The following is a 13,547-nucleotide window of genomic DNA, read 5'->3' on the forward strand; positions in this document are numbered from 1 at the left end:
AGATATCTACCGCTCCGGCGATATCAAAGAGGTCGCCTGCATGGCGCATGTCAGGCGTAAGTTCGTAGATGTCCACCGCGCCCAAGGCTCGGCTATCGCCGACGAGGCCATCAAACGCATCGCGCAGCTCTACGCGGTCGAGAAGGCGGTGCGCGGGTCGCCAGCAGACAAGCGCGTCGATATCCGGCAAGCACAGGCAAAACCGATCTTCGACGATCTGGAAGCCTGGCTACACGCCCAACTACCAAGCATCTCCGGAAAATCACCACTGGCGGGCGCAATCCGCTATGCCCTGACGCGCATGGCGCGGCTTCGGCCATACCTCGACCACGGCATTCTGGAACTGGACAACAACACCGCAGAACGCGCGATGCGATCAGTCGCCATCGGGCGCAAAAACTATCTGTTCGTTGGATCACAGACCGGTGGTAAAGCTGCCGCCATTGCCTACACCTTGATCGAAACGGCCAAACTGAACGGTATCGATCCGCAAGCATGGCTCGCCGACACACTTGCCCGCATCCCAGACTATAAAATCAACCGCGTCGATGACCTGCTGCCGTGGAAAAACGCACCGTAAAGCGGCCAGACCGGACGCTTACTGCAAAATTTAAACACAAAACAGTCATTCCATCTTCAACTTAATCCGCTTTAAATGACCAATTGAAAGAGTGATTTCCAGTATGTAGTAGGCCTCGCCAAGAGTGGTTGGCGGGGCCTTTTTTGTGTCGATTTCAAATGTAAGTGGCAGCCGCGCCTATTATGGTCAATGACCGTTTTGTCACCTGCATGGTAGTCCTTCAGAGGTCATACACCCAACGTCCGCGCCGCGTCGCTTTATTGAAAGTTCCAGACGTTCGCCGAAATTGGGCGACTGACCGAGTTGCGGGACGGAGCATGCGTAATTGGGCTGCCTCTATACTGAGGTCGAGCTCCCGATAGGATCACATGGTTAGGCTCTGAACGCGCGAAAACGCTCGGCCCTGCTTATCGCGGGGCAAGAGCCTTTGACCCCGCACAAACATTTACTCCAGCCCTGGAAAATCCGCATAGACCAGCGCATGATCGCTCGCGTGACACGCTTTATTTGGCTCATCACCGAACGCCCCATGCCGACGAGTGCGTGACGGGCCGGTCATGCCGGTTCTTATGATTTCAGGACGCCCATTCGGATACTCCTGTGCCAGTCGCGGCGAGACAAGTATCCGGTCCGGACGCGAGTGTAGATGCGTGCCAGGAACCTCGTATGTCCAGTCAGTGCCGGGTGCCAATCGATCCAGGAGGTCGAACGAAAAACCGTGTTTCAGCGGGGCGAGGGCTGACGGGGAAAGCTCATCGCCAGGACCTGGTTCATTGAGGTCTCCCACGATCATCCAGCGCTCACGTCTTGGATCGTCAAAGCGCATTTCGACAATTTTGCGAACCGCGCGTGCCTCAGCTTCCCGTATGATGTACGCCTTCTCGGCATCAGGATATGGCGCTTTGAAATGGCAAACAAAAAGTGTGACGCCTGCAAAATCCAGTTCAAGACAATCCCGTCGGAAGAGGCGATGCTCTCGGAGTTCGGGCGGTAAATCTGACAAGTCGAGATCGGCTCCGGTAAGGTTCACATGGCTTTTTACATTGATGGGCTGGCTTCGACAAAGAGCGGCGACGTTCAGTCCGCGACCATCGTTTCCGGGAATGCAATAACGGAAAGGGTAAGCCGACGATCCAGTCTGACGGAGAAAATTATCGTGGAAAAAATCCAATGCCGGAGTGTCAAACACCTCCTGCAGGGCAACGATATCTGCCTGCGCTGCATGGATAACTTTGGCTGACTGTTCGCGGTCGGCCAAACTAAGAGCGACGGACCGCTGAACGTTTGATTGGTCCTGATCGAATGCACCATCAAGAACTGGCCTGCCTTCCCGCAGGCGCAGGCGCATGTTTTGCAAATTGAATGTGGCCACGCGCATAATTGACACCATCTATCATAAAGATTTCTCCATAATACGTGCTGATCGCGCGGGGACCAGACCGGCAAGCCTGCCATGCGATTACTGACCCGGATAAAAACTGAATGGCGACCATCTGTACGACCGGACTCAGACGTGGGAAAGTCCGCTGAAAATTTGGAGCGAGCCTGAATGTTTGTATTCTATGACTTTGAGACCACCGGAACGTCGCCTGCCTTTGATCAGCCGCTACAGTTTGCGGCCATTCTGACAGACGATGATTTCGTTGAGATCGAACGGGTGAACATCCGGTGCAGGCTGTCTCCTCACATTCTGCCTGCCCCCTGGGTTATGGCCGTGACCGGCGTCACGCCAGAGCAGCTTGATGATCCGAGCCTGCCGTCGTGGTACCATTTCTCGCATCAGATCAGCGGGCTCATAAAACGCTGGGCACCCGCCACCTGGGCCGGATACAATACCATTGCCTTCGATGAGGAATTTCTCCGGCAATCGTTTTATCAAAATCTGCATCCCAATATTTACCAGACCCAGTTCGATCACAACGATCGCCTCGACATGATGAAGGTGATCTACGCCGTCTGGGACAGGGCGCCGGACATCCTCTAGTGGCCGCGCGATGAAAATGGCCGGGTCAGCTTCAAGCTGGATCGTCTTGCACCCGCGAACGGGTTCACCGCCCATAATTCCCACGATGCTCTCGGGGACGTCGAGGGAACCATTCACATTGCGGCCCTCATTCGTGATCGCGCGCCCGCAGTATGGGCCAGATGCCTTCGCAATCGGGATAAAGATGAAGTCGGCGATACCCTGCAAAGTGGGCACCCTGTGCGCCTCGTCGAACGATTTGGGGCAGCGCCCCCACGTTCATTTGTCGGGGTTTATGCTGGCACAAACCCGCACAACAGGAATGCGATGGCGTTTCTGGATCTTGATGCCGGTAATGTAGAGGATCTCGTCGACGCTGACGAGCAAGCCATCGCAAAAGCGGTATCCGGATCTCCCAAGCGGATCCGGACAATTTCCATCAACAAGGTTCCGAATATCTTTCCAATCGTGTGTCCTGATCCGGATCATCTAGCTGCCGCAAAACTGGTTGCATCGCGACCCGATTTCCAAAAGCGGGTAGGGCAGGCGCTTGCCGAACGCTTTGCCGACCGGGATGAGCCTGATCAGGTTGAGAAACAGATTTACGGCGGATTTCACAGCGCATCGGACAAGCACATTCTCGAGAGTTTTGAGAACGCAGACTGGAGCCACCGCGCTGAGCTGATTGCCAAGCTTGAAGATACACGGCTCCGTCAGCTCGGTCAGCGTTTGATCTACTGGAATGCGCCCGAGCTTGTCTCGGAACACTATGCGGGTGCTGCTGAGACGGCAGTCCGTGACCGCTGGTTAAGTAATGATCCAAAGGCACCGTGGATGACGATAGCCGAGGTCGAGAAGCAACTTGATGAGATTGCTAACGCAGGTGCATTAGGCCAGGAGATGCTCGCCCGTCTCAGCCAGTTCTACCGGCAAAGGCTATCTCTGCAATCGAGCTGATGCTGCTTCGTGCGGACCCAACCTGGCCGTCGCAACAAATCCATTTCTATGAATATCACAAAAATAAACACGCAACTCCCAAGGTCAGATTGCTTGCAGGGTGCCCAGATGGCATGCTGGCAAAGTGCAGCGAGAAGGCACTTTGTTCAAAGAACCCAAAAGGACCCATTTGCATGAGTATTCTCTTTCAAGGCCTAAATCTTGGCAAGCTTCAGCTTGAAAACCGGATCGTCATAGCTCCGATGTGTGAGTATTCAGCCGTTGATGGGAATGCCCAAGACTGGCACATGATCCACTTGGGCAGTCTGGCCCTTTCCGGTGCCGGATTGATGATACTTGAAGCGACGGCCGTGTCGCCTGAAGGGCGGATTTCGCCGCAAGACCTTGGGTTGTTTTCCGATGATAACGCGCATGCCCTTAAGCGGGTTCTCGGCGCAATCCGGATGCATTCGAACATGCCTTTCGCCATCCAGCTTTCTCACGCTGGCCGCAAGGGATCGAGTTTTGCTCCTTGGGAGGGTGGTGCGCAAATTGCTCCGGGTGCACCAAACGGTTGGAAAACTGAAGCTCCATCGGCAGTGCCGCATGCAGAGGGTGAAGACGCACCAGAAGCGCTCGATGGCGAGGGTCTTTCAAGGATAAGAAAAGATTTTGCGCTTGCGGCCAAACGCGCCGAGCGACTGGGCCTCGATGGAATCGAGATACATATGGCGCACGGTTATCTACTTCACCAATTTCTCTCCCCCTTGTCCAATCAACGGACTGACGAATATGGCGGCAGCCTTGAAAACCGGTTGAGGTTTCCGATTGAGGTATTTGAAGCAGTGAAAGCGGAAGTTTCTGCTGATTTGCCAGTTTGGGTTCGTATCTCGGCCACGGATTGGGTGCCGGGCGGTTGGGACATCGAGGGTACACTGGCGCTCTCAAAGGCCCTTAAAGAACGTGGTTGTGCCGCTATCCATGTTACTTCGGGTGGGGTGTCGCCGCGGCAGGAAATTAAACTTGAGCCGGGCTACCAGGTTCCCTTTGCCGAGCGGGTGAAAACTGAAGTCGGATTGCCAACAATTGCTGTGGGCCTGATTGTTGAAGCCGAGCAGGCAGAAGAAATTCTTCAAAAGGGTCAGGCAGACGCAATCGCTCTGGCGAGAGGAATGCTCTATGATCCGCGCTGGCCTTGGCACGCTGCGGCCGAACTTGGCGAACAGGTCAACGCCCCCAAGCAATACTGGCGATGCCAGCCACACGAATTCAAGAGCCTTTTTAAAGGCATGAATATAGGGCAACGCTGAGCGGCCTTTTTTGATTTGGTGGCGTGTATATTACCCCAAATGAACTGTTATCACTGATCTGCGTAGGATTGGGCAAAACCCATCCGTCCATGTGCGAAAGATACAGTTAGCGATCTTTCATCACTGAACAACGCTTTGTGGTATGCGTCCGGTCTGACTGATGTCGACCTATTTAAGGTCGCCACCATGGTCATTCGTACGATGCGCAGCCCCGTGCGGCGCGGGTCTGTGGTGTCCAAATATATGAAGTACTCAGAACGCTCGGCCCTGCGCCGAGAGCGCCAATCTCCGGCGTAGGCGGCGGTCCCGCTTGAGATACCATTCGCGGCTCATGGCTTCGTTCCGCGATGGCAGACGTTCGGCATAGATCAGGTGCCAGACCCTGCCGCGTGTCGACTTCGCACCGGTGCCGATACCGGAATTATGCTGGGCCAAGCGGCGCTCAAGGTTGAGTGTCCAGCCAACATAGGTTCGATAGCCGCTTGGGGCATCACAGCCGAGGACATATACGAACCCGGTCATTGGTCTTTCATACTGCCAACGTGCCGATGGCTCATCAGCGGGCAGCGACGGCGTGCGGCGAAACTCCCGATGATCATGCGGATATCGCGCTCGCCGGTTTCTTCGGGGTCGAAGGATTTGCCGCACCATTTAAGCATTTGGTCGTGATCCTCATGTCGGCAATCGGTCGCCGCTGCCAGAAATGCCTCGAAAGTGTGAAATATATCTCTGCCTTGAACTTGGATCTCGCATCTCCGATATGGCTCTACCAGATTGGATTGGAGTGGTTCCACTTTTTCGGGCAGGTTTGCGGCTCAGCTAAGATGCATCTGGGTTGGGTTTGATGCCCATTCGGAGACTGGTTCGAATTAGTTTGCCAGCACCTTATGAACAGCTCCTATGATTTTTCAGCAGTGCACACGCCAAGAATTTGCATGATACTTGCCATTAATTGCTATCAGTCGATTTTTAGTTTGTCAGTGATGGGCGGGAACAGCAACACTGGACCGGACACTTCATCGATGAACAGCGATATGGAAAATACCATCTGCTAAATTGTTGCATCGACGCAAAATCCGCGCCATTCGCGGGAATATGGACGGAATATTATGCGCCTCCTCGTTTCGGCTGACATTCATCTTGGGTCCCCAATCCGATCTGTAGCGTTGCGCAATCCTGATCTAGGGGATCGCTTGAAACAGGCAAGCCGAGATACCTTTTCCAAGATCATTGATCTGGCGATATCGGAACAGGTAGATGCGTTGGTTCTGGCGGGTGACATCTTTGACAATGGTTACCCGGATCTGAAGTCACGCGCCTTCCTGATAGCTCAGTTGTCGCGCGCCTCGGAAGCTGGCGTGCCTACTGTGCTGATCAGGGGTAACCATGATGCACTGCTCGATCACCGGGCACATGGGGATTTGGGGCCAAACATCCACCTTTTGCATAAGGGCGCCCCGACGGTTGAGATTGGCGATGCCGCATTCCATGGTCTGTCTTTCGATGCGGCCCATGTGGCGAAGAGTTTCCTTCCCGATTATCCGCGACCGGCCCCGGGCAAGCGCAACGTCGGGCTGATGCATACATCGCTTGATGGCGCGCCGGGACATGATCCTTATGCTCCTTGCACCGAACGGGAGCTGATGGCGCATGGGTTTGATCTCTGGTGCCTCGGGCACATTCATGCGCCTTTTGAGCGGGTCGACGGACCGGTTTTGGCAGTCATGCCCGGAATTCCCCAGCCGCGTCACTTTGGCGAGCGTAACGGTGGCACCGTGACCTTGGTGTCCCTGGGCGAGGGTGCGCCGGAGTTTGAACGCCGCGTCATTGGCCACCTTGGCTTTTCCGAGTGCTCTCTGGATTTGAGCACCTGTTCTGACCAACAGGAGGTCCTGCGAAGTTTGCGCGACGTGCTGTTGTCGGCGCAAGTGCCAGGACGCGGTATGGCGGTGCGTTTGCACGTAACCTCGGATCGGCACGGGATGGAACTTGTGACGGAATTGGCGGCAGAGGTGCTGGACAGCATCGACGGTGTGTCCCTTGACAAGGTCAAATGTGCCCCGCCGCCCCGCAAACTGGGTGCCGAGACTGAAGACCTGGTCCGCCTCATGCAGGACGAACTGGTCGAAGACGGCTTCCGACAGGCCGCACTGCAACAGCTGGAAGAGTTGCGTCTTGCCCTGCCATCAGAAATCATGGACGAGCTGGATGAGGATGGGCTGGATGCGCTTCTTGAGGAAGCGATTGCCGAAGTCTCTCTGACATTGCACGCGGGGACGTCGTGATGAGGCTGAACCGGTTAGATCTGCTCCGCTATGGCCGTTTCAAGGGCGCCGAAATTGCTTTTCCAAAGCGAGCCGAGGGCGTACCCGACGTGACGGTGATCTTTGGTCCAAATGAGGCTGGCAAATCCACCGCTTTCAACGGATTTCTGGAGCTGCTCTTCGGTTTCAAGAGCGGGGCGCATCCATATGCTTTCCGATTCGACCGAAGTGATCTTGTGGTTGGAGCAGAGTTAGACTTGCCTGGGCGCGGGATCATGGCTTTGCGCCGCAACAGCAAGAGGACCCAATCGCTGTTGGACGCAAATGACCGCCCAGTAAGCGAGGCGATCCTATCGGGTGCGTTGCATGGCCTTACGAGAGATAGATTCGAGGAACGGTTTTCGCTCAACGAGAAGGGTTTGCGGGAAGGCGGAGAACGGATCGCCGGGGCGCAAGGGGACCTTGGACAGCTTCTGCACGCGGGTCTCTCTGGCCTGACGGGCATGGCACAAACGCTGGACGCGTTGGCGGAGCGGGCCGACAAATTTCATAAGAAACGCGGTCGGGGCACCGTTTTGAAAACAGTTGGTGACCGCCTGAAAGAGATTGGTCGCGAATTGCGCGCTGATCGGCTGACTACAGAACGGGAGCGCAACCTGCGTCATGAACGTGACCGGACTGCAGCTGAATTTGAGGCTGCCGATGTCGAACTGCGACAGGCCCATCAAAGGCAGGCCGCGTCTAAGGCCGCAGAGGTGTGGTATGATCGAACCGAGGAGATAGGGAAGCTGACAGAGGCCCTGGTCGATTTTCCGGCAGGTCCCGACCTTCCTCCTAGCGCGGCGGAGCGCGTAGCGGGCATTGTCGAAAAAATCTCCGCGCAGACAATGCGGATCGAGGAGGCGGAAGAAGAGACCGTCAAGCAAGATCAGATCATCTCAGACAACCCGGTTGACAAGCTGACCCAGCCGTTGACGGCAGAGTTGGAACGGCTTGATGCGCTGGCCATCGATGGGGCGCCGCTGATTGGCCGTGCCAGCACTGCGCGGGCTGATCTTGCCCGGCGTAGCGAAGATCAGGAAAAGCTCAGTAGCCAGATAGACAGCGTTTTGCGGCTCCTCCAGGTGCCAGATGCGCCGGTATCCACGGTTGCGTTGGAGGCAAGCGTTCTTGAGGATCTCGCTGCTGCGGTGCAGGAGTGCTTGACCGCCAATCTTTCAGCCGACGCAGCACGGGAGGCCGTTGAAACAGCCCGCGCCCAACAAGGCGAAGCGCTCACTGAACCGCAAGATTTGACTGCTCTTCGAGCCGCCTTCGATGTTTGGAGGGCTGTTGCGGATATTTCCGCGTTTGAGGCAGGCCAAGGCCAAGCTTTGGCGCTTTTGACCAAGGCCACCGCTGGCCTGCCGAGGTCTTGGAAAGACCTTGTTGCTGCGGGCCTGCCTGCGCCGGAAACTTTGAACGAAGTTGCCCGAAACTCGGCGACCCTGACCGCCGATCTTGCGTCGGCTGGCAATGACCTCGACGCCCGCGCGGCAGAACTGGCTGAGGCGCGGGCAGTTTTGTCCACGCATGAGGCAGCACCTGACGCCGTTGATGTCGTCACAACCGAAGAGACGCGGCGTCAGCGTGATATGGTTTGGCAGCTGCATCGGGGCGATCTGACCATCGAGACCGCCGATCAATTCGAGGTCGCCATGTATGCTGATGATGGCGCCCGCGCGCATTATCTGTCGGGTGCCGAAGCCCGGCAGAGACTGCTTGCGGCACAAGGTCAGGTGCGGACCGCCGCTGCCCGGCATGAAATAGCAAAGTCGCATTACGACGACCTGATCACTCAACGTGACCGCTTGGCAGGGCGCTGTTCGCGATTGGCGCTTGCTCTGGGATTGGAAGAAGACACGATCCCTTCAGCTTTTAGCGCGCGCCAAAAGGCTCTGACCACAGCGGCCGAAGCTGCTGCCGATCTTTCCAACGCTGAAGAAGCGTTGAAAGTCCGTCTTACCCATCAGGAGGCGGCCCGCGACGCGCTGACTGATGCAGCGCGGCCCCTTGGGATTGGCCCTGCGCAGGGCGATCTGCCAACTCAGGTGCAACGCGCACTAACGTTGGAAGAAAGTGATCGCAAGGCCTGGGCCAAATGGCAGGAAGGCAAGAAGACCATCGCCAAGTTGTACGACAAGTCGAATCAATGCCGAACCGACTGCGAAACGATACAGGGAAAACTTGACCGGTTGACCGCTGCGCTGCCTCTGCTGGATCGCACGCCTGAGGGAATTCGTGCCGCTCTGCCGCATCTGCGCAGCCTGCACCAGCTGTATGACGAGCATCAAAAACTTTCCGCTCGAATTGAGGCCCTGGAGCAGGCGATTGCCGCACTTGCAGAGGGCGCGCAGCGTTTGGCTCGAATTATGGATGATCCTGAGAACGAGATTGATATCGACCCCATCCAAGTCATCGACCGAGCGCGTTCGCGCGTAATGCTGGCCACGCGGGCTGACGAAAAGCGGGCCGAGGCCATGTTGCGGCGGGATAAAACCGAAAGCTTGAAAAGCCGCGCAGAGACCGAACGTCAGGCTGGGAACGAAGATCTAAACGATTGCTTTACAGAGCAGGGCGGGCAAGACCTTGTTCCGCGCGACCGCGTCGCAAAGCTGGTTGAACGTGATCGTCTGCGTGCCGATAAGGCAACGGCAGGCCACGATCGTCAGAAGGCCCGTGATGGCGTAGATGCCGATCTCTTTGCTGAGGAGCTGGACCGCATGCCGGACGCCACACGCGCGGCAGAGCTGGAACAGGCTCTGAAAGACGCACAGGACTCCCGCGACACCGCCCGCGACGCGCAGCGCGAGGCTGCCCGTCTGTACCGCGAAGCTTTTGAGGCCGCCGACCGCAGCGATCTCGCCACTGAACAGGCGACCCTATTTGAGGAAATGCGGAGCGGCGCGCGTCAGGCGGCGGTGGCTCGGCTCGGGGTGCTGGCAGCGCGCGGGGCACTTCGTCGACTTGCTGCAGAGCGGCGCAGTGGCATGTTGCGTGACGTCGAAGAAGCCTTTGTCACCATGACCACCCCCGCCTGGACCAGTGTTGACGTCTGGAGCCAGGCTGAAGGCGAAAAGCTCGTGGGTATCCAGCCTGACGGCAGCACGGTCCCTGTTGAACAGATGTCAACGGGCACGATGGGTCAGTTGTACTTCGCGCTGCGCCTCGCTGGATATCGCAGCTTTGCGCGGGAGCTTGGCCCACTGCCGATGATCCTGGATGACATCATGGAAACTTTTGACGACACACGCGCTCGGGCGGCCCTGCAGCTTTGCGGCGAGATCGGTGCGAACGGGCAGGCAATTCTCTTCACGCATCACGCCCACCTGGTCGAATTGGCACGCGACTGCATCAAGGGGGTGGCTATCGTGAACATGCCGGACTGAAAGGTCTGCGGGATTGCAAATCAGAGCAAACTGATATGTGCAACTGGAGACAACTACATGCAGTAAGAATGATTCCCAGCTATAAGGCGCGGATAAGCGCGAGTTCCGCAGGTCTTTCTCCTTAAATACGCTGCTGATTATATATCATTAGTGTGACGCCATTGACTTGCCTGTGTGCTGTCAAATTTATGCCCCGTTCATATTCTTCTCTTCCATTTAGCATGAAGGAAACAAATATGAACCAGCGCGCCGAAATTCCGATATTTGAAGGGCTGCGGGCTGAAGCGGCGACCTTCCTCGGCAGTAGTTTCACCGACCGTTGGTATACTTATGTCCTTTGCCGCCCTGACGGCACCCCTTTCTATGTCGGAAAGGGCTCGGGCCGCAGGATGTTGGAACACGAATTGGAAGCGATGCGGCAGAGCCTTGCGCCGCGCTCCAATCCATTGAAATGCAACGTGATCCGTAAGATTTTCAGACAGAATGGGCAGATACTCTACCGTCTGGATCGCACCTATGCAGAAGACCAACAGCGTGATTGCCTTTTGCGGGAGGCAGCTTTGATCGCCCGCTACGGCCGGATTCCGGACGGTGGAATTCTAACCAACCTTGCCGCTGGCCTCGGTGCAGAAGCGGAGCTTCACCCGATTTCACGCAAGCGGCACGCGGATACGCTGTCTGGCGTGCCGAACAAGAACCCTGAGCGTGCAGCATTGAACCTCTACCTGCGCAGCTTCGGCATGGTTGAAAGCACCTGCATCAAGCCTCTGAGCCAATATCGCCCATATACATCTACCGTCAGCAGTAAACCCAGGACGCAGGCTTCGCGTCGCATGTGCTATGCGTTAATGGCGAGCGCGGTCGCGCATGGCATGACGCTGGAGGCGGGTGCCGCCATCCCGCGCAGCTTCGTCCATCGACCCGATCCTGACGACTGGCCGGAGGGCGTCGAAATGCCAGAAGCGGTAGAGGCAATTATCGAAAACGGTGTTTCCAGTGTTATCCTGAAAGTGGGCCTTGCAGAACTGCTGCCCGCGTCCGATCCGAAAGATGAGGCATATCAGATGAATTCCAGTCAGATCAGCATCCTGATCCAAATCGTCGGTCGGCGAGCCTTGGAATTGCGCGGGCTGATCTGAGTGAGATGCCTCCGAATAATAATACGCGCACAGACGACCCTGTTGATCCGGCGCGTGACCGAGAGACGCGCGGAGTGTAACCTAGACAGGCCTGTGGGGCACCGATTTCGTTATGATATCTCCTCCGGCGATATGTCCTGAAAAACGACCAGAATGTTATTGTGATTGAAAGCGGCAGCGTGAAAAAAATCAAAGCAGCAGGCGACGAGGCTGATGGCTGGGAGGCTCGGTCCGAAGAGGAAATCCGCCAAGCCAAACTTTGGGACGCCGTTGATTTTGCGGTCAAAGAAATCGACAATATCGATTCTGCGATGATCTTTGAAGAAGGGCGCGAATGGACCCGAATTTGGTACGAGCTCAAGCTCGAAAAATTCACTGACCCTGGAATTGCTGTATCAATCGATGAGCTAACGGCTGCAAAGCTTTTGCAACTCGCGGATCAAAACAGTCGCGTTGACCCTCTACTGAAAGAAGTAATGGCCTCGCAGATAGAGCAAGGCTTCGTACTGCCTGAAGGTCTTAGAGACTGTTTGGTTAAGTTTTTGCGTGCAAACGGCCCAGCGGCCGAGGAAAGGACTTCAAAGCCTGAGCTGAAGAACTGGTGTAGGAATTACATGATCAACCACGTCGCTGGTCTGCTCTGTAACCAATACGATTTGGATCGGAAAAGAGGGAAGGAGACACCCACCACCGTTGCAGCAAGCGACATCATATATCACGCAATTGGTTTGAAGCTCGGCAAGCCAATCGGATTTGGAACAATCCAGAATATCATTTTTGACCCCGATCCATCTGGAAAGTCGGTGAGCCAGAAAAATCAGAAGAATTTTGTCGATGTGAAATGGGCTGGTCTGGATTCAATGTTCGACGATTACGACGACTGAGTTTTCCATACACAAATCGCTTCAGCCGAGCCGTGTATGACGATTGACCGCAACCCGTGTCAAACCTCCTGACAGAAACCGAAAACGGAGGTCACCAAGTGAAAAGCTTTCAAAATGTGCAAAATGGCCGGAGCCCAAACAGCCCGGAAATGATGGACCGCAATATGCGGCCGTCCGAAGCCGCAAGTTACACCGGATTATCCGAGTCTACGCTCGCCAAGTTGCGCATGCGCCACAAACGGGATCATGGACCGCGTTACATCAAGATTTCTGGCTGTGTCATTTATCGTCGCTCCGATCTGGACGACTGGATGGACCAACACGTTGTCGGGGGGGCTGGGAAATGAATAATTCAGCCTTCAACGGATCAGAGATCGCCCTTTCTAAACCACTGGCCGGTCTGGAACTGCCGATCACTGTTTCTCCATCCAAAGATTTCCGTGAAACTTTTGATCGCGAGAGCGAGCCGGTCACGTTTGGTCAGGTTGCAAAGTTTCTGTCCGTACCGTTCAGGGACGAAGGAATGACTGCTGAGGAATTTTCCAAACTGACTCCAGAGGACAAACGCAAACGCGACGGGGTCGCAGGGCATTGGTTGCCCGGGCGTGCACGGTCTTCTGAAGACCTCATCAGTAACTATAGCCATTCCTATTTTGTCTTCGACGTTCTTGACTGGCGGCGTGAAGAATTCGAGGAATTGATCCGGATATGTCTTATCCCAGATGCCTTTGCGGTAATTATGCATTCTCTCCGTGGGCATACGCCGGACAACCCTAGGGTCCGCATCATCTATCCTCTGTTCACGCCCATTTCTTTGTCGGAAGCTTATCTGGCTCAGCCTAAGGTCCCGGAACTCCTTTGCCATTTGGGCTTGTCGGGGCGCGTGGTAGGTGAGCGTCTTTCAGAAGTTGACCGTAGCTTGGAACTGCCGAATGTTTCCTGCGACGAAGACTACTGGTTTCGCACCATCGAGGGCACGCCAATTTTCGCGGACACCATTCTCGAGATGCTTTCAGGTGGCGTCGGTCCGCATTAACGGACGG

General features: G+C 55.8%; 13 protein-coding genes. 11 read left to right on the forward strand and 2 right to left on the reverse strand.

Annotated features, from left to right (window positions below; genetic code table 11):
- Positions 1 to 580, forward strand: a 580-nt coding sequence (gene tnpC / locus ROG8370_RS07880) for an IS66 family transposase (RefSeq protein WP_139838079.1), incomplete at its 5' end; no start/stop codon positions are given.
- 445 nt (positions 581 to 1,025) lie between these two features.
- Here tnpC and ROG8370_RS07885 read toward each other — a convergent pair.
- A complete protein-coding gene (locus ROG8370_RS07885) occupies positions 1,026 to 1,958 on the reverse strand; it encodes an endonuclease/exonuclease/phosphatase family protein (protein WP_170925203.1) in 933 nt (310 codons plus the stop codon).
- A gap of 171 nt (positions 1,959 to 2,129) precedes the next feature.
- On the opposite strand from ROG8370_RS07885, the gene ROG8370_RS07890 reads away from it, so the two are divergent.
- From ROG8370_RS07890 to ROG8370_RS07900, 3 genes are all read left to right on the forward strand, one after another.
- A complete protein-coding gene (locus tag ROG8370_RS07890; RefSeq protein WP_085826546.1) occupies positions 2,130 to 2,564 on the forward strand; it encodes an exonuclease domain-containing protein in 435 nt (144 codons plus the stop codon).
- Positions 2,565 to 2,870: 306 nt separating this feature from the next.
- Complete coding sequence (locus ROG8370_RS07895; protein WP_503128339.1) at positions 2,871 to 3,500, forward strand: hypothetical protein; 630 nt, start codon at positions 2,871 to 2,873, stop codon at positions 3,498 to 3,500.
- A 173-nt stretch (positions 3,501 to 3,673) separates the two neighbouring features.
- Positions 3,674 to 4,789: an NADH:flavin oxidoreductase/NADH oxidase gene (locus ROG8370_RS07900; protein ID WP_085826548.1), complete on the forward strand. Its 1,116-nt coding sequence runs from the start codon at positions 3,674 to 3,676 to the stop codon at positions 4,787 to 4,789.
- A 252-nt stretch (positions 4,790 to 5,041) separates the two neighbouring features.
- On the opposite strand, the gene ROG8370_RS07905 is transcribed toward ROG8370_RS07900, so the two are convergent.
- A complete protein-coding gene (locus ROG8370_RS07905; protein ID WP_085826549.1) occupies positions 5,042 to 5,311 on the reverse strand; it encodes a GIY-YIG nuclease family protein in 270 nt (89 codons plus the stop codon).
- Here ROG8370_RS07905 and ROG8370_RS20090 point away from each other — a divergent pair.
- The 7 genes from ROG8370_RS20090 (at position 5,311) to ROG8370_RS20095 (ending at position 13,540) form a co-directional block, all read left to right on the forward strand.
- Complete coding sequence (locus tag ROG8370_RS20090; protein WP_139838080.1) at positions 5,311 to 5,634, forward strand: hypothetical protein; 324 nt, start codon at positions 5,311 to 5,313, stop codon at positions 5,632 to 5,634. The two genes, ROG8370_RS07905 and ROG8370_RS20090, sit on opposite strands and share 1 nt — an antisense overlap.
- Before the next feature lie 264 nt (positions 5,635 to 5,898).
- Positions 5,899 to 7,074 carry a metallophosphoesterase family protein gene (locus tag ROG8370_RS07915; RefSeq protein WP_085826551.1) on the forward strand — a complete coding sequence of 392 codons (1,176 nt, stop codon included), beginning with the start codon at positions 5,899 to 5,901 and terminating at the stop codon, positions 7,072 to 7,074.
- Positions 7,074 to 10,481 carry an AAA family ATPase gene (locus ROG8370_RS07920; protein ID WP_085826552.1) on the forward strand — a complete coding sequence of 1,136 codons (3,408 nt, stop codon included), beginning with the start codon at positions 7,074 to 7,076 and terminating at the stop codon, positions 10,479 to 10,481. Before ROG8370_RS07915 ends, ROG8370_RS07920 begins: the two co-directional genes overlap by 1 nt.
- A gap of 236 nt (positions 10,482 to 10,717) precedes the next feature.
- The gene (locus ROG8370_RS07925; protein ID WP_139838081.1) at positions 10,718 to 11,620 is read left to right on the forward strand and encodes a GIY-YIG nuclease family protein; all 903 of its coding nucleotides are present in this window, start codon (positions 10,718 to 10,720) and stop codon (positions 11,618 to 11,620) included.
- 179 nt (positions 11,621 to 11,799) lie between these two features.
- Entirely contained in the window at positions 11,800 to 12,504 is a 705-nt protein-coding gene (locus ROG8370_RS07930) for a hypothetical protein (protein ID WP_139838082.1), read from the forward strand.
- A 164-nt stretch (positions 12,505 to 12,668) separates the two neighbouring features.
- Positions 12,669 to 12,851: a helix-turn-helix transcriptional regulator gene (locus tag ROG8370_RS21390; protein ID WP_370738329.1), complete on the forward strand. Its 183-nt coding sequence runs from the start codon at positions 12,669 to 12,671 to the stop codon at positions 12,849 to 12,851.
- Positions 12,848 to 13,540, forward strand: a complete 693-nt coding sequence (locus ROG8370_RS20095; RefSeq protein WP_139838084.1) for a hypothetical protein — start codon at positions 12,848 to 12,850, stop codon at positions 13,538 to 13,540. The genes ROG8370_RS21390 and ROG8370_RS20095 overlap by 4 nt, the downstream gene beginning before the upstream one ends.
- The last annotated feature ends 7 nt before the right edge of the window (positions 13,541 to 13,547 follow it).

This window comes from Roseovarius gaetbuli, assembly GCF_900172365.1.
Classification (GTDB): Bacteria; Pseudomonadota; Alphaproteobacteria; order Rhodobacterales; family Rhodobacteraceae; genus Roseovarius; species Roseovarius gaetbuli.